The organism is Alkalicella caledoniensis, from assembly GCF_014467015.1.
Taxonomy (GTDB): Bacteria; Bacillota; Proteinivoracia; order Proteinivoracales; family Proteinivoracaceae; genus Alkalicella; species Alkalicella caledoniensis.
The window spans coordinates 3200918-3217341 of record NZ_CP058559.1 but is presented as its reverse complement, the minus strand read 5'-3'; the positions used below and the strand labels follow the sequence as shown (position 1 = coordinate 3217341).

General features: G+C 37.4%; 17 protein-coding genes. 4 read left to right on the top strand and 13 right to left on the bottom strand.

Translation table 11 applies throughout. From position 1 onward, the window contains the following. Positions 1-2: 2 nt before the first annotated feature. Positions 3-1040, bottom strand: a complete 1038-nt coding sequence (locus tag HYG86_RS15675; protein WP_213166501.1) for a type IV pilus twitching motility protein PilT — start codon at positions 1038-1040, stop codon at positions 3-5. Further along, complete coding sequence (locus HYG86_RS15670) at positions 1040-2656, bottom strand: GspE/PulE family protein (protein ID WP_213166500.1); 1617 nt, start codon at positions 2654-2656, stop codon at positions 1040-1042. Before HYG86_RS15670 ends, HYG86_RS15675 begins: the two co-directional genes overlap by 1 nt. A 212-nt stretch (positions 2657-2868) precedes the next feature. Here HYG86_RS15670 and HYG86_RS15665 point away from each other — a divergent pair, with 212 nt between their 5' ends. From HYG86_RS15665 to HYG86_RS15650, 4 genes are all read left to right on the top strand, one after another. Next, a complete protein-coding gene (locus HYG86_RS15665; protein ID WP_213166499.1) occupies positions 2869-3066 on the top strand; it encodes a transposase in 198 nt (65 codons plus the stop codon). Between the two features lie 52 nt (positions 3067-3118). Further along, a protein-coding gene (locus HYG86_RS15660; RefSeq protein WP_213165724.1) for an IS3 family transposase occupies positions 3119-4677 on the top strand; the annotation gives its coding sequence in 2 pieces (ribosomal slippage) (positions 3119-3587 and positions 3587-4677; 1560 coding nt in all). Positions 4678-4914: 237 nt separating this feature from the next. Continuing rightward, positions 4915-5388 (top strand): helix-turn-helix domain-containing protein, encoded by a 474-nt coding sequence (locus HYG86_RS15655; RefSeq protein WP_213166498.1) that lies wholly within the window; start codon positions 4915-4917, stop codon positions 5386-5388. Between the two features lie 20 nt (positions 5389-5408). Next, entirely contained in the window at positions 5409-6278 is an 870-nt protein-coding gene (locus tag HYG86_RS15650; RefSeq protein ID WP_246451976.1) for an IS3 family transposase, read from the top strand. A gap of 278 nt (positions 6279-6556) precedes the next feature. On the opposite strand, the gene HYG86_RS15645 is transcribed toward HYG86_RS15650, so the two are convergent. The 11 genes from HYG86_RS15645 to HYG86_RS15595 form a co-directional block, all read right to left on the bottom strand. Continuing rightward, entirely contained in the window at positions 6557-9568 is a 3012-nt protein-coding gene (locus HYG86_RS15645) for an efflux RND transporter permease subunit (RefSeq protein WP_213166497.1), read from the bottom strand. A 60-nt stretch (positions 9569-9628) separates the two neighbouring features. Beyond that, entirely contained in the window at positions 9629-10162 is a 534-nt protein-coding gene (locus HYG86_RS15640) for a shikimate kinase (protein WP_213166496.1), read from the bottom strand. Continuing rightward, a complete protein-coding gene (locus tag HYG86_RS15635; RefSeq protein WP_213166495.1) occupies positions 10125-10385 on the bottom strand; it encodes a late competence development ComFB family protein in 261 nt (86 codons plus the stop codon). The genes HYG86_RS15640 and HYG86_RS15635 overlap by 38 nt, the downstream gene beginning before the upstream one ends. Further along, complete coding sequence (locus HYG86_RS15630) at positions 10372-11811, bottom strand: CBS domain-containing protein (RefSeq protein WP_213166494.1); 1440 nt, start codon at positions 11809-11811, stop codon at positions 10372-10374. Before HYG86_RS15630 ends, HYG86_RS15635 begins: the two co-directional genes overlap by 14 nt. Further along, positions 11802-12194, bottom strand: coding sequence for a hypothetical protein (locus HYG86_RS15625; protein ID WP_213166493.1), 393 nt, complete (start codon positions 12192-12194; stop codon positions 11802-11804). Before HYG86_RS15625 ends, HYG86_RS15630 begins: the two co-directional genes overlap by 10 nt. Further along, entirely contained in the window at positions 12185-12649 is a 465-nt protein-coding gene (locus HYG86_RS15620; protein ID WP_213166492.1) for a prepilin-type N-terminal cleavage/methylation domain-containing protein, read from the bottom strand. The genes HYG86_RS15625 and HYG86_RS15620 overlap by 10 nt, the downstream gene beginning before the upstream one ends. Then, a complete protein-coding gene (locus HYG86_RS15615) occupies positions 12636-12989 on the bottom strand; it encodes a hypothetical protein (protein ID WP_213166491.1) in 354 nt (117 codons plus the stop codon). Before HYG86_RS15615 ends, HYG86_RS15620 begins: the two co-directional genes overlap by 14 nt. Next, positions 12982-13416 (bottom strand): prepilin-type N-terminal cleavage/methylation domain-containing protein, encoded by a 435-nt coding sequence (locus tag HYG86_RS15610; protein ID WP_213166490.1) that lies wholly within the window; start codon positions 13414-13416, stop codon positions 12982-12984. Before HYG86_RS15610 ends, HYG86_RS15615 begins: the two co-directional genes overlap by 8 nt. 11 nt (positions 13417-13427) lie before the next feature. Further along, the gene (locus HYG86_RS15605; RefSeq protein ID WP_213166489.1) at positions 13428-14405 is read right to left on the bottom strand and encodes a type II secretion system F family protein; all 978 of its coding nucleotides are present in this window, start codon (positions 14403-14405) and stop codon (positions 13428-13430) included. A gap of 11 nt (positions 14406-14416) precedes the next feature. After that, entirely contained in the window at positions 14417-15484 is a 1068-nt protein-coding gene (locus tag HYG86_RS15600) for a GspE/PulE family protein (RefSeq protein ID WP_213166488.1), read from the bottom strand. Between the two features lie 107 nt (positions 15485-15591). Further along, complete coding sequence (locus HYG86_RS15595) at positions 15592-16320, bottom strand: shikimate dehydrogenase family protein (RefSeq protein ID WP_213169329.1); 729 nt, start codon at positions 16318-16320, stop codon at positions 15592-15594. Between the last annotated feature and the right edge of the window lie 104 nt (positions 16321-16424).

The window sequence follows — 16424 nt, the reverse complement described above, 5'->3', positions numbered from 1 at the left end:
ACCTACTCACTTTGATAATATTCATTAAATATAGGCTCTGAAATCATCCCATCATATAACAAATTCCTTAAAGACTGTACCATTGTACACATACCTTGTTTAGAGCCTGTTTCAAGTATAGATTGTATTTGAAAATTTTTGCCTTCCCTGATAAGGTTTTTTACGGCAGTGTTTACTTTAAGTAGCTCAACAGCAACGGTTCTCCTTTTATCAACTGTAGGTACTAGTTGTTGTGCTAACACACCCCTTAAAGTGTCAGCCAACTGAATCCGTATCTGATTTTGCTGATCTGGTGGAAAAACATCTATTATCCTATCTATGGTCTTTGCAGCACTAACTGTATGCAGTGTAGCAAAAACAAGGTGGCCAGTCTCTGCTGCGGTAATGGCAGTTTGAATTGTTTCAAAATCTCTCATCTCACCTACTAAGATCACATCTGGATCCTGCCTCATTGCTGCCCTTAAACCATCTTTAAACGAATCGCTGTCTTTACCTACTTCTCTTTGATTCACTATAGACTTTTTATTTCTATGTAAAAATTCAATAGGGTCCTCTAATGTGATAATATGAGACGAATGCTGTTCATTTATAATGTTGAGAAGTGAAGCTAAAGTTGTTGATTTTCCACTTCCAGTTGGCCCTGTGACCAGTACCAATCCTTTTTTAAGTTGTGCAAAATCTTTAGCAGAGTCAGGAAGCCCTAGTGTCCCCCAATTTGGTATGTTAGTAGGTATAACCCTTGCAGCTATGGAATAATATCCTCGCTGCCTAAATATATTCACTCTAAATCGATTTATTGCATCTAAATCAAAAGAAAAATCTATTTCTTTAACATTTTCAATCTTTTCTCCGTTGTTAAAGAGTCCAGCCCTTCTTAAAAGTGTATATGCGTACTCCTTTAGGGTTTCTTCAGTTAATATATCGGCATTTACAGTGACCAATGAACCTTGTATTCTGTATATCACGGGGCTACCGTAAGTTAAGTGAATATCAGAGGCATCCCTTTTACAGGCATTTTCTAAAATACTAATGATTGACATTAAAATTCCTCCCCATAAGCAACCTTAAGTACTTCTTCCTTAGTGGTTACTTTATTTTCCACCTTCGCTAGCCCGTCGTTGTACAGGGTTATCAGTCCTTTGTTCAGTGCCAATTGCTTTAATTCTTTATTACTAATCTTGTTCATTACCCCCTGTCTCATGTCATCATCCATAACAAGAATTTCATGAATAGCTGCCCTACCTTTATATCCAGTGTTGTTACACTTACCACACCCAGATCCACCACAGGTAGCACAGATTCTCCTTACCAAGCGCTGAGCCATTACACCATTGATAGCAGAAGCCACTAAAAATGGTGGCAGGCCCATATCTATAAGTCTATTCAAAGCCCCTGGAGCATCATTTGTATGTAAGGTTGAAAGAACCACATGACCAGTAAGGGCTGCCCTAATGGCTATTTCTGCTGTTTCTTTATCCCTGATTTCTCCCACCATTACTATATCAGGGTCCTGTCTAAGAATTGAACGTAAACCCTCTGCAAAGTTAAGCCCTATCTTAGGTATTACATTAACTTGATTTATACCCACTAGACGATACTCTACAGGGTCTTCTATTGTAACTATATTTTTATCTCTAGAATTAAAATAACTTAATAATGAATAAAGTGTAGTTGTTTTTCCACATCCAGTTGGCCCAGTTACCAAGAAAATACCGTTTGGCTTAGATATAATCTCCTTAAATCTGTTAAGATTAAATTTCTCCATCCCAAGGTTATTGATATCTAAAATAAGAGAACTGGTATCTAAAATCCTCATAACCATTTTTTCACCATAGATAGTTGGTAAAGTAGAAACCCTCACATCGATTTCTTTTCCCCCTACATTAGTCTGGAATCGATTGTCCTGCGGAAGCCTTCTTTCTGCAATATCCATGTTTGCCATAATCTTAAGTCTTGATATAATAACCCCTTGGGTATGTTTAGGAGAGTTCATAATGTCCCTAAGGACACCATCCACCCTAAATCGAATAACCAGTTTATCAGCACTTGGCTCAATATGTATATCACTGGCCCCTTCTTTTATGGCCTGATCAATAATGGAGTTAACAACCCTAACTATAGGTGCATCGTCAACCATTTCTTTCAATTGGTCGATCTCAAGTATTTCCTTTTCTATGTCCTTCGTACTTTCAAGGTTTCTAATAACCTTGTCAACTGACTCTTTAATCCCATAATGTTGATCAAGCACTCTTTGTATCTCAGTAGGTGATGCGATTACCGGCTCAACATCAAAGCCTGTAACCCTTGCTATTTCATCAATGGCCACTATGTCCAATGGGTCCATCATAGCAAGGGTTAAGCTTTTACCGTTTAGCTTTAGTGGGATAACAGAAAATCTCTTTGCAAGATTACTATCAATTAAGTTGATAACCTTTTCTTCAATAGCAAATTTATATAAATTTACATGGGGAATGCCTAACTGAAATTCCAGAACTTCTATAAGTGCTTCATATGTAATAAGCTCTAGCTCCACCAAAGCATCTCCTAGCCTCATTTCATTCTGCTTTTGGTACCTTAATGCTTCCATAAGCTGTTCCTCTGTCAACATATGGTTTTCAACCAATAAATCCCCCAACCTTTTTTTAATGTTTGACATAGTAATAATCCCCCATTTCTTCCATTAGGACAATAGTTCTACCAACACTACTATTTTAACATAAATAGGGGAAAAATAAATGGTTTAGTTAGGAAAAAAGTAACAATTTTTGTAAAATTAAACCAAAATTCAAAGCGCCGTTGTGATATGCTCCCCTTGTGGTAGACAGTTAAAATAATAAAAACTGTTTACAACAAGGAGGAGTATTTTTTATGGGTCGGAAAAGTAAATTCTCACCAGAAGAAAAGTTAGAGTATGTTCTTATGTGTATAGAAGGAAAAAATTCAGTTAGCCATGCAGCTAAGTTAATCGGTGTCGGTAAAGATACCATGAGGAGATGGGTCAGTAATTATATGTCGTTGGGTGTTGATGGGTTGACTACCCTATGTGTTAGGATAGTTGTCGTATAGAAATTGATGTATAATAGAAAAAATACGACAATGAACCTAAGGAGAGAGAATAATGCCTAGAACTAGCAAGTATAGTCAAGATTTTATAGATACAGTTTTAAAGAGGCTTGAGCCCCCTTCATCAGAGACAGTGAATGATTTATCAGAAGAGTTAGGGATACCAAGCTCAACTATCTATACATGGGTAAAAAGGAGCAATGGTAGTTTAAGAAAGCAAAAACCAAAGGATAAGTGGACATCTAAGGATAAGTTTCATGTTGTTTTAGAGACAGCCACTCTATCGGAACTGCAACTAGCAGAGTATTGTAGGAGAAAAGGTCTTTATGTAGAGGAAGTTAAAGCTTGGAAAGAGCAATGTCTTAATGCAAATAATGAACCTGTAGAAGATACTAAGAAGATAAAGAGTGAGCTTAAAGAAGAGAAAATAAAAGCTAAAGAGCTAGAAAAAGAGCTTCGGATGAAAGAAAAGGCATTAGCTGAAACGGCTGCCTTATTGGTACTTAGAAAAAAGGCAAACGCGATTTGGGGGGACCCCGAGGAAGACTGATCAGTGACTCAGATCGTGTTGAAGCAGTAAAGCTGATCAAAGAGGCCGTAGATAGTGGTGCTAGATTAAGACCAGCCTGTGCAGAGCTTAATATAAGCGATAGAACCTATCAGCGTTGGTCTAAGGGAAATGAAGTGAAAAAGGATCAACGTCCGTTGGCGCAAAGGCCTGTTCCCAAAAACAAGTTAAGCGATGAAGAACGCTCCATAATACTAGATACGGTAAATAGCCCCGAGTACGCTGACCTACCTCCCTCTCAGATTGTACCGAAGTTAGCTAACGAGGGTAAATATCTTGCTTCCGAATCGACAATTTACCGAATATTGAGAGAAGAAAAAATGAATGCACATAGATCTAAAACTAAAGAGCCTATAAAAAAGGAAGCTCCTACACATATTGCGACAGCTCCAAATAAGGTATGGACATGGGACATAACCTGGTTGAATGCTTCTGTAAAAGGTGCTTACTTTAAGCTATATTTAATCTTGGACATGTTTAGTAGAATGATAGTGGCGTACGAAGTTTGGGAGTCAGAAAAAGCAGAATATGCAGAGCAACTAGTAAGAAAAGCAACCTTGTCACAAGGCATAGCTGGAAGACCCCTGGTCCTTCATTCTGATAACGGCAGCCCAATGAAAGCTGCTACATTTCAAGCAACCCTAGAGAAGCTTGGGATCCAAAGTTCATTTTCTAGACCTAGGGTAAGTAATGATAATCCGTACTCTGAATCACTATTTAAAACAATGAAATATGTTCCGAAGTACCCTACTATAGGGTTTCAATCAATAGATGAAGCAAGGAAATGGGTAAGAAAATTTGTAAGTTGGTACAACAACGAGCATTTGCATAGTGGTATTAAGTTTATAACACCCTATCAGAGACATTACGGTCTCGATAAGGCAATAATGGCTAAACGTATCGAAGCTTATAAACTAGCTCAACGAAAGCATCCTGAAAGGTGGGCTAGACATATCAGAAATTGGGAGTTGCCAGAGTTTGTGGCACTAAATCCTATTAAGGATGAAGAAGCCGTGGAACTTATTAGTCAGGAAGAGCAAGTGTAATCACAAGACTAGATTTGGCGAAGCGTATCATTTACTTGGAGAGGCCCACATGGTAGCCTGTTGAAAAGGCAGGACTTATTATTTATGGGCATGCCTTTAAGGACCGGGCAGAGGCTCCATGTCAATGACAAATCGGGTCCAGAACTCATAATTATTTTTATTAAAATGCGACAACTTTATTGACAAACACCGACTACTAGTGCAAAGAATACTAGCCATTCTTCAAATGCAAAGGAATTGGCGATAAAGGAATACCTTTCTGGTAAGGGTTCTTTGCATGATATATGTTTTCAATATGGAATACGCTCTACAGGGATACTTCATACATGGGTTATGAAGTATAATAGTTATGAGAAATTAAAATCTTCTGGTACTGGAGGAGTATCTATCATGACTAAAGGAAGAAAGACCCATTTTGATGAAAGAGTAGAAATAGTAAAGTACTGTATTGAGAATAAATGCAACTATGTTGAAACAGCACAGAAGTTTAATGTATCTTACCAGCAGGTTAATTCATGGACTAATAAATACCTAAAAAAAGGTATAGAAGCCCTTCAAGACAAGCGAGGCAAAAGAAAGTCAGAAGATGACATGTCTGAAATGGACAAACTTAAAGCCCAAAACAAACTACTTGAAGCTGAAATTCGCCAGAAGCAAATGGAGATAGATTTTTTAAAAAAGTTGAAAGAAATAGAAAGGGGGCGGTTTTAAGCCAAGTAAGATATGAGACGATCTATCTTACGATACAGGAACTTAAAAAGACTAAAGGTTATTCAATCACAAAACTCTGTGTTTTTGCGAAGGTTCAACGTTCCTCATATTACAAATGGTTAAACAGAGAAGCAAGTACTAATGAACAATTTAACAAAACTTTAATACCATTAATCAGAGATGCATATGAAGAGAAAGGCGGTATACTTGGATATCGCCAGATGACAATCAAGTTAAATAGAGAGCAAGATTTCCATGTAAATCATAAGAGAATATATAGGCTGATGAATATACTAAACCTAAAATCTGTATGTCGTAGAAAGAGAAAGAGGTACATCAAATCCACACCAGAAATTACAGCAAAAAACATACTAAATAGGGACTTTTCTGCAAATAGGTTTGGGGAGAAGTGGCTTACTGATGTGACAGAGATGAAGTATGGAAAAAGTGGAAAAGCTTATTTAAGTGCCATACTTGATCTGGGGGATAAGAGCATAGTGTCCTTTGTCTTAGGTAATTCAAACAACAATGTACTGGTATTTAGAACCTTTGACATTGCCCATGAACAGCACCCTGATGCAAAGCCAATTTTCCATAGTGACAGGGGATTTCAGTACACATCAAAAGTGTTCAAAAACAAGCTAGATAATGCGGGTATGACACAGAGTATGTCTAGAATCTCCCGTTGTATAGATAACGGCCCTATGGAGGCATTTTTTGGTACCCTTAAGTCAGAAATGTACTATCTCAACAAATTCAGCTCATATCAGGAATTGGAATCTGCTGTCATTGAATACATAGAGTATTACAATAATCATCGTTATCAGAAGAGGCTTGAATGTATGACTCCAATGGAGTATAGGCAACACCTTTTAAGTAAGGTAGCATAAGCTTTTATGCCGCGAAAGCCTGTTTATATGGGGGGTACCCTCTGGTAAAATGTGTGTGGCGGAAGCCAAATATTTGTCAAGTATCAACTTCCGCCTAAAAATGGGAGTCCAGAGGGTACAGGGGCCCCCATGTCAACAGGACCGTGGAATAAATGCGGGTAAAATAAATAACACCTTCAAAAAAATAACGCCAATCAAATTAATGATTGACGGCATAGTATTTTTTGTTTTTTCTACTGTCTACTTGACAGGGGCATGTTCATTGGCGCTTTCGTAGTTTATTTTATTCTCTTCGGAGACAAGTACGAATACAACACTGGTATCACAATCAAAGTAAGTATGGTAGATGTGACAAGACCACCTACAACTGCTGTGGCCATTGGAGCTTGCATTTCTGCCCCTTCTCCTATTCCTAGGGCTAGGGGAACTAGGGCTAGGACTGTGGTTAGGGCAGTCATTAATATGGGTCTAAGCCTTACGCTTGCACCGTGGATTATGGCTTCTTGTTTTTCCATACCTTCTCTTCTTAGTCCATTGATATAGTCCACCATAACGATTCCGTTGTTAACAACTATCCCCGCCAGCATTATTATCCCAATATATGCTGTTATTCCTAAGGCTCTACCTGATAGGAGTAGTGCTAGCACAACTCCTATCAGGGCAAAGGGCATGGTGAATATTATTATAAATGGGTTAAGCAGTGATTCAAACTGGGCTGCCATAATCATATAAACCAGAGCTATGGCAAGTATCAGGGCAAACTGAAGTCCTGCAAAGCCTTCTTCCATGAGTTGAGCGGAACCTGTGAACTCCGTTTGATACCCAACTGGTAGGCTTAATTCATCAATAATCCCTTGTATATCATTTTGAACAGTTCCTAAGTCTCCATCTACTATCTTAGCTTCTATTAATCCTGTTACCTGTTGGTTTTCTCTGTATATAGTTTGGGGACCCATGGCTTCTTTGATCTCTGCCACTTGATCTAAGGTTATTTCTCCCATATTCGTTGGGATAGTCAGCTGCATAAGCTCGTTATAATCCTTTGTTTGGGTTAGGGGAGTTGTCAGTCTTACTTCTATCCTTTGACCATTATGTGTTAAGTAGGTGATTCTTTCTCCTCCAAGTTCCACCCTTACCCTTTGAGCAATCTGAGCAGTTGTTAGCCCGTAAAGGATAGCTCTGTCTTTATCTACATTTATTTGGATTTCTGGTTTTTGGTCTTCTAAGTTACTTTTAACTTCACCTAAATTGTCCATGGCCTTTAATTCATCTACAATACGTTGGGTCTGCTGCTGAACACCCGCGAGGGTTCTACCCCTTAGTACCAACTGCATCTCACTACTGCCAGCCATGGAACGAAGCTCATTTTGCTGTTCAAAGCCTAATTCTCCATCTATATCCACAAGGTCTTCCCTTATTTTATCCATGTACTCCTTGGTTTCCATCTCTCTATCTGCTTTGTCCACTAGCATAACGCTTATCTCGGCGGTATGTGTATTGCTGCCACTGGTTGTGCCTTCGTTTTTACCAACTCTCACTGAGTAGGCTCTAATTCCTTCATAGTCTTCTAATACTCTTTCAACTTTTTCAACCTCTGTATTTGTAACGTCTAATTTTGTACCCACAGGCATAGATAGATTTATGTTGAAAGCTCCCTCATCCATCTCGGGTATGAATTCTCTGCCAATTCCCCCGAACTGTGACATGGCAGCAGCAAAGACAGCAATGGTTATAAGTAATGTTATTAGGCGAAACTTAAGTGGATATCTTAAAAAATTACTATAGGGCTTCCACTCTTTGTACCCTGTGATCTTGCCTTTACGGTACTTTAAAATTATTGATGCGAGCATTGGTATAACTGTAAGGGCCACCACTAATGATGCTAGTAGGGCAAAAGCCACTGTTATGGCTAACTCGCCAAAGATTTCCCCTGTAAGACCACCTACGAAAACCACTGGCAAAAATACAGCCATGGTAGTTAATGTTGATGCTGTAATAGCCATTGCCACTTCATCTGCTCCCTTTTTAGCAGCTTCAACTGTATTTTCACCCCTTTGCAAGTGTCTATAAATATTCTCGATAACCACAATGGAGTTGTCAACTAGCATTCCAACACCTAAGGCTAAACCTCCTAGTGTCATCAGGTTCAAGGTAAGCCCCGCAAAGTGCATAAGTACAAATGTTGCAACTATGGAAAAGGGTATGGATACAGCTATAATAAGTGTGCTTAGGGGGCTTCTAAGAAATACCAATAAAATCACTATTGCCAAAGCTCCACCTATAATAAGGTTTTGAAATATGTTCCCTATGGAACGTTCCACTATTTCTCCTTGATTCATGGTGAGGGTTATTTCATATCCATCCTTTTTCAGCTCTTCAATTTTTCTTAAAACTCCTTGGGTTACAGTAACTAAATTTGCATCTCCTTCCCTCTGTATTGAAAGATTTATACCTGGGTTCCCATTGGTTCTATTTATTGAACTTACTGGTGCATATGTATCACGAATCTCAACAATATCCTTTAGATAAATGGGTTTTATGGAATCAGAGCCTGGGACCATTGAAACAGCTAGGTTTTCCAGCTCCTTAATATCCTCAAACTGTCCCACTACCCTTACAGGTAGGTTTTTATTATCCTTTTGAAGTTTATCAGCAGGCAAATTCAAATTATTATAGGAAATAATTTGGACTAAAGCATTTGGGCTAAGATTTAACTCCCTGAGCCTTTCTTCATTTAGTTGAAGTTGTACTTCTCTGGTAAGCTGTCCACTTATGTCCACAGAGGCAACACCAGGCACACTATCAATTTCAGGAGCCACTGTGTCTTCCACAAACCTTTGTATCTCAGTTAATTCCTTCTCCCCTGTTACAGAAAGTTTTAGAATAGGCATACTTGTGGGGTCAAATTTCACCACCATGGGTTTTGTGGCATCTTCCGGAAGGGGCATTAACTCAATTCTATCCTTTAGTTCATCTCGCACTGTATCTAAATCACTTCCCCAGTTAAATTCCAGTACTATTAAGGAATTACCCTCCTGGGAATGTGATGTTATCTTTTTTAGGCCACTGGCAGTGCCAACAATTGCCTCTAATGGTTCTGTTATTAGAGTTGACATCTCCTGGGGTGCAGCATTTGGCATCCTTGTAACCACAGCTAGTACTGGTGGAGATATCTTAGGTAGCAAATCCATTTGTAAGTTCGTTAAAGAAACAAAGCCCAGTAGCAAAACAAAACACATAAACATAAGCATGGCCACTGGTCTTTTAACTGCCAACTCTCCTATGGTCATCTCAAATTCATCTCCTTAAGCAAAATAATCTCCCCCTTTATTTAAAAGGAGGAGATTTTTTTATCCCTTGCTTAGTATTTCCATTATATTGTTAATTATTATTTGTATTTCCCTTGAAGAATCGATTCTATGTTTACTGTACTTTTTGTATAGCTGGTTACGTCTTAGATAAAAATCTTTCAGCTCTTTGTGACCCTTGTTTTGCAAAAGTGGCCTATCACTATTTTCTACCCTCTTTTGAATAATTTCCAATGGACAGTCAAGCCAAAAGACTTCGCCCCATGTCCCCAGGTGTCGCATATTGACCTCTCGTTCAACAGCTCCGCCGCCGCAGTCAATAATGCCCGTAGAGTTCATAGTTAGGGATGAGATGATTTTTTCTTCTGTATCTCTAAAAAATTTTTCACCCCTATGAAAAAATATATCAGAAATAGTCCTTTGTTCTTGCAGTTGTATTATTTTATCTATGTTGTACAATGGCTCATTTATATATTTTTGGATTTCTTCTGATATGGTTGTTTTCCCACAACCCATAAAGCCTATAAATACTATTCTTCTAATGGTTAGGTTTTCCTTTAACCTTGTTAACTGCATCCGTTATCGCTCCTACCACATCTACGCTGATTTGAGTATTGAAGGCTTGTACCTTTGAAAATATCCTTCCTTTTTCCGTTACCACATATCGTGGGGGCAAATTATTTAATGCTATTGCCATGATATCTAGCTTGCATTGCTCACATCTGCATACTTCACTACTCATAATTACTTCTTCTAGTTGTTCTTTAACCATGATCTCCGTATAGTTAATTAACTCCATCTTCTATTTTTCCTCCTAAAGGTTTTTCTGAACCTCTTCCAGTATATAAATCTAATTCTAATACTCTATTATACTTCGGATGCTTATTTTCTTCAAATACTATTAGTCTAGAACCCTCAGACTTGTATGTAACCTTTGCACTACGTCTTGTTAAAGCTGCAGATAACCCGTCGATAACCTTGAAAAGTCTAAGTAATGGTAAAAGGTGTGTTGGGAAGTCCTTAGGAAGCATCTCCTCAGTATGGTGATGGTACCTTATTATATTAACCACATCTTCATCTTTTCCGTAGAATTTATCTGCCAGATCAGCACTTCTACCAGCATGAAATATTCCTTCTTCAAAGGCTTCTTCAGGTGTGACCACATCTCCAACCTTCAAATTAGGTTGGGATTTACCTAAATCGTGAAAGATTATGGCTTCAACTAATGTATCCTTGTTAATTCCTATTAACTTCATAAGCCCCATTTCATTGAAGTCTGCTGCAACCTTTAAACAGTTAACAACATGCAAATAGCCCCCACCTTCAATGGTTTCAGTGATTTTTATTGTAGACTTATCTGAATCATATTCATCCCTGTATTCAGGGGTGCTTTTTAACTTATATTCAACCTTAGAATTTGGCAAAGTCAGTGCGAAAGCTTTATCTAGTTCTTCTTTTGTTTTAGATAATTGCACCTGTAAGGTTTTAATCTTAGTCATGTCTGTAAATGTTTGTATAACACCTGTAACTTTATCACTCCCATTATGACGCATAGGGACATAATTTACTAAAAAAACCCTTCCATCTTGCATCTGTGTCTCCACATTGTACCTAGCCTGACCTGTGCTCATGACAATTTCAGTTATGGATGGTTTGCTACTTATGTTAGATGACCTTTTTCCTATACGATCCTGTGCCTTTAACCCTGTCAAAATCTCAGCAGCTGGGTTAAACTCTCTGATGATTAAGTCTTTATCTACAACTATAAGGCCTTCATTTAAAGAATTTAGTATTTCCCTGGCTCTCTTTTCTTGAAGATTTTCCATCTGTATTTGCATTTGCCAGTTCATGTAGTGCTTAAGTATTTCTTTATGACTGACAAAACCAACCATCTTAAAGCTATAAGCAGATTCTAGTACAGGTAGATATTTTACATCATATTTAGTAAATACGTCCATTACATTTTTCAAACCTGTGTCGGGGTATACATACCTAATTTCTTTAATTGGTATCATCATTTGATCTATTGTTAAATCAACACTTAAGTTATCGGTAATAAATCCGTAGATGGTACTACTTGTTATCATACCCACTAATTCATCTTTAGAATTTACCACATAGCCACATGATGAACCCCTTTCTTTCATTATCTCAATCACTTCGAAGACTGAAGCTTCAGGTTTTGCTTTTACAAAATCCTTCTCTAAACAACTATTCACCAACATAACGTCTCCCCTTTCGGTACATTGTCAAGTCTTTTCTCTATTTGCCCTTCATTGTCAAGAGTTATCTCTATTGTAAAAGGGACACCGCTATATTCCACAATGATGAAGATTTTCTTCTTATTTTCATGTTCAGATATGCTAACACAGTACCTGCCATCTTCTATTATTCCATCAAAGTGTCCTAAGTTTAGTTCGGTGTAATTACTTAAAAATTTTTCTTCCACAGCTAAAGCCATCTGCATGGATTGATTTTTAATATAAAACATTTGGTTTGTTTCCGTTTGTCTTCCGTACTGGTAAATTAGTATGGATATTCCTCCCAGTATTATAAACATAATTACCAGCACAAATATATTTATACTTCCCCTTTTGCTTACTGCCATGGTATCACCATACCATACTCTTCTCCTTTAATCCTAAAAACAATATGCAAAAAGTCCTCGTCAACAGTAAAGTGGATGAAAGATACGTTGTCAGCAATTGTTATACTCCTTGTGCCATCATGATTCCTTAGGCTTATTAATCCACTACTTGCAGCATGCAGACTATCGATATAGCTTTTTGTTGTGGAATTTTTCACAGTATAATTAAGTCTGTTCCCACGGTTAATGTTGTTGTTATCCACATAGATTTCTTTATCTAGGTCCATGAGTTTAACTTCCTTGTGAAAAAACGTGCTTATGGTCCTGATTGCATAATCCCTTTCACCGGAATCCCTAAGGTAGTCCCATGAGTTTGTGTATGTCAAGATCATGGATGCAATTACTAGTAAGATTAAACTTATAAGTGCTACTGCCACAACCATCTCTAGCAGGGTGAACCCCTTATTCCCCCACATATCGATAACCCCTCACATTAACTAAGTCATCTTTATTACTGTAACTATAGTGGAGAATTACATCTAAAACTATAAATTCATTATCCTTATATATATTTATTTCTCCATTAAATTTGGAAATTCCTTCTAATTTATAGCTATTGTTCATAAGTTCATCTAAATCCTTAGCCTTATAAATTGCTATTATATTATTGGCCTCAATAACTCCCTGTAGGTGTAGCTCATCACGTTTTGTTCCTTGTAAAACCAAAATAACAGATGTTGCAAATATGATCCCCAATAGTGCAGCGAGCAAAGCACCATAGCCTACACTTAACAACATGGCTCCTTTGTTATTCATTAAGATACACCTTAACCCTTCCTGAGGTAATAGTTGTAGTGAGCCAAATCTGCTTCCCATCCTTGTCTGTGAGGGTTATTGATCCAAATAAGTTAACTCCACCACTGTTATTTATATAGAACTCATTTCTAGCAAACCCTGTGGAAATGGTGTACTCCTTGGGAATATAACCCTTTAGGATTTCTTTATTCCCTCTATTTATTACATAGTAGCTATCCCTTGTGGATATGGTGAATCCCAAAGTGACAGTGTGTGTTTTTGCATATTCTTTAGCGTATATGATGTCATTTGCAATTTGGTAGATAGTTTGCTCCATGGTAAGGTGATCAGTGGCTTTTGTGGGTAGTGAAAAAACTAGTAGGAATACCAGTGACAACACTGCCATGGTTATAGTAATCTCAAGTAACGTAAATCCCCTTTCGTCCATAGTAATCCCCCTCACATATTCTGAAAGAGCTGGTAAAGTGGAAGTAGTAATGTAAGAACAACAGTGGTTACAGTTATTCCAACTACTGCAATAACCATGGGTTCAAAAACCTTACTAAAGTAAAGAAGTTTTTTTTCTAAAGACTTCTGGTAAAATACCTCACACCTCTTTGTCCCTGATGCTAGATCATCACCTTGTTCTGATATTTTAATGAAGTTTATCACCAAAGGGCTCTCTCCACCTGCATTTTCCACTGCTTTATTAAAAGTCATACCACTATATAACCCCTCTTTTATGGTAGCCCAGAGTTTAGTTAGCTGTTTCCTTGGATAGTCACTGAAAATCTCTAGGGCCTGATAGAGAGGTATACCCCTATGTAGTAAATTAGTGAGCATTTTATAGTATAGAAATTTATCTAGATTTTGGATCAAACTACCAACAAGAAAAATTCTATGATAGTCTTCCCTTTTGATTTTAAAGTAGGTATGGGTTATGAATAGGCCTAAACCCATGAGTACTGGATACAGTATGTTGATTCTCAATATAACCTTTACTGCAATATTTTGTTCCACACCAAGTACGGTGTAGATATTTGAGACAGATGGTATTACGTATGTAAAAGTAAAAACCATGGTAATAAGAGCAAAAATCATGAGTATTGCTGGGTATATAAGGCTACTTTTTAATAATGACTTAATTTTCTCTTGTTCCTCTAAAAGGTTGCATATATCATAGAGCATTTCTTTTAAGAAACTTCCCTTTTCACTTATGTCAATTAAATTTATATAGTAGGAGTTGTTAAAGCCAGCCTCTTTTAACCCATCGGCAAGGGTAGCTCCTTCAGCTAAACTATCAACTACTTTTATATAAAATTCATTATGCTTCTTATTTGTATCTATCATGGTTTCAAATGCTTCTTTTATGGGTACATTTGCCTCAACTAAGTAGTACAAATCCCATAAAAATTCTCTCATTTCTTTATCCTTCAATTGTATCACCCCTACCCAATAACCCTATATATTTCCTTTGTATCTGTAATACCTTCCCTTACTTTTTCCTGCCCCGCTTCCTTTAGTGTTAGGTATAAATCCTTAAATTTAAAGTTTCTTTTTCCTTCTATAATCTGAGTTCTCATGGAATCATTAACAGGCAATAGCTCAAAGATGCCTGTACGATTGAAATATCCAGTACCATTACATCTACAATCTTTATCTATGCCTTCACACCCACAGCTAACCCTTACTAAACGTTGGGATATGATCCCCTTTAATGCACCGGAAAGCAAATATCTTTCTATCCCCATATCCACTAGTCTTAAAATAGCAGATTGGCAATCCTCTGTATGCAATGTGGTAAGTACAATGTGGCCAGTAAGAGATGCCCTTATTGCTATCTCTGCTGTCTCTTTATCCCTAATTTCCCCTATCAGTATACCATCGGGGTCTTGTCGCAACACAGCTCTTAGTACTTTAGGGAAATCAAGGCCTATTTTTGCATCCACATTGATTTGCGTAACATCATCTAGTTGATATTCCACGGGATCTTCGATGGTTATATAGTTTTTTGTATTATCCTTTATATATGAAAGGGCTGTGTAAAGGGTAGTTGTTTTTCCACTACCCGTAGGTCCTGTCACAAGTAACATGCCGCTTTTTATATTTAATAGTTCTTTGAATATTTGTTGTTGTCCTTGATTCAGCCCCAATTCTTTAAAGGTTTTGATGGAAGGGTTCTCCCTAAATAGCCTAAGGACAATTTTTTCACCCTTTATTGTATTAACAGTGGAAACCCTTAGGTCAACATTAGCTGATTTTAATGGCATCTTAAAACTTCCATCTTGGGGTATTCGCTTTTGTGCTATGTCTAGCTTGCTCATTACCTTGATACTGCTTATAAGGAGGGCGGTTTCTTCTATATTTAACTCTTGTATGTCCACAAGTAAGCCATCAATACGATACTTTAGTAGGTATTTACCTACTTCGGGGTGTAGGTGTATATCGCTGGCGTTTTGGTTGTAAGCCCTTTGGATTATCTCTTTGATTTTCTCCGATGTTTTAAAGGTTTCCATGGTTTAGCACCTCCTTTATTGCTAAAATTCTACAGATTCTGTCAATTTTCCTTTTTTTTATTTATTAATTTTAGTTAAGATATTAAAACCACAAAAAATACCTTTGACTAATCCAATATTCCATCAACGACAGGAGTCTTCCCTGTCCATATTCTAAATGCTTCTGCTCCTTGATGTATTAAGATTTCTAAGCCGTCAAGGTATACCCTGATATTGTAATTATTTCTCACTTTATAGTTACAGTCCAGCAAGGTATTCTCATATTTGCCAAGCAAAATTTCACCTATATCTAATGTTAGAGGAAGGGTATTGATGATTAGTTTATGGCTTATCTGGTGCTCTTTAAATTCATGGTATGTTATATAGTTAATATGGTCTTTTTCTAAGTCCCTCTTTGCCTTATCTATATCTCTACATACCACTGTGATATCCCTTGAATTTATACTATGAATAACAGTCTTTGCCATGTTGCCATTGCCTAAAATGTAGCAGTGGTCATTTTGTATCTTTCCAATGACTTGCTTTATTCCGAAAACATCTGTATTGTAGCCCAGCAGCTTCCCCTCTTCTACAGTCACAGTATTAACACTTTTTAGGTCCTTTGCCTCCCGTGAAATCCAATCTAGGTATGGGGTTATCTCTTTTTTTAGAGGGTATGTGACGTTGAAACCACTGTAGTTTTTTGTTAGGTAGCGGATTTTGGTTTCAAGTTCCCTTGGCCTCACCTCTTCTAATTTATAATGGGCATGGATGCCATAGCGGTGAAACCACTTATTGTGCATCTTAGGTGAAAGACTATGTTCTATGGGATAGCCTATCAGACAATATTTGTTCATATTTTCGACTCTCCTTATGAGTTTTGTTACCTTATTTTAACATAAGTAATAAAAACCTTTAAACAAAAGGTTATTATTACTTATGTTTCATTAGTTCAACAACA

Coding starts and splice junctions, on each gene's coding strand:
- HYG86_RS15615 (WP_213166491.1), bottom strand. CDS start 12,989: ATGAATAACAAAGGAGCCATGTTGTTAAGTGTAGGCTATGGTGCTTTG.
- HYG86_RS15675 (WP_213166501.1), bottom strand. CDS start 1,040: ATGTCAATCATTAGTATTTTAGAAAATGCCTGTAAAAGGGATGCCTCT.
- HYG86_RS15620 (WP_213166492.1), bottom strand. CDS start 12,649: ATGTGGGGGAATAAGGGGTTCACCCTGCTAGAGATGGTTGTGGCAGTA.
- HYG86_RS15600 (WP_213166488.1), bottom strand. CDS start 15,484: ATGGAAACCTTTAAAACATCGGAGAAAATCAAAGAGATAATCCAAAGG.
- HYG86_RS15610 (WP_213166490.1), bottom strand. CDS start 13,416: ATGGACGAAAGGGGATTTACGTTACTTGAGATTACTATAACCATGGCA.
- HYG86_RS15630 (WP_213166494.1), bottom strand. CDS start 11,811: ATGTTGGTGAATAGTTGTTTAGAGAAGGATTTTGTAAAAGCAAAACCT.
- HYG86_RS15670 (WP_213166500.1), bottom strand. CDS start 2,656: ATGTCAAACATTAAAAAAAGGTTGGGGGATTTATTGGTTGAAAACCAT.
- HYG86_RS15665 (WP_213166499.1), top strand. CDS start 2,869: ATGGGTCGGAAAAGTAAATTCTCACCAGAAGAAAAGTTAGAGTATGTT.
- HYG86_RS15635 (WP_213166495.1), bottom strand. CDS start 10,385: ATGGAGTTAATTAACTATACGGAGATCATGGTTAAAGAACAACTAGAA.
- HYG86_RS15595 (WP_213169329.1), bottom strand. CDS start 16,320: ATGAACAAATATTGTCTGATAGGCTATCCCATAGAACATAGTCTTTCA.
- HYG86_RS15625 (WP_213166493.1), bottom strand. CDS start 12,194: ATGGCAGTAAGCAAAAGGGGAAGTATAAATATATTTGTGCTGGTAATT.
- HYG86_RS15645 (WP_213166497.1), bottom strand. CDS start 9,568: ATGACCATAGGAGAGTTGGCAGTTAAAAGACCAGTGGCCATGCTTATG.
- HYG86_RS15640 (WP_213166496.1), bottom strand. CDS start 10,162: ATGCAGTTAACAAGGTTAAAGGAAAACCTAACCATTAGAAGAATAGTA.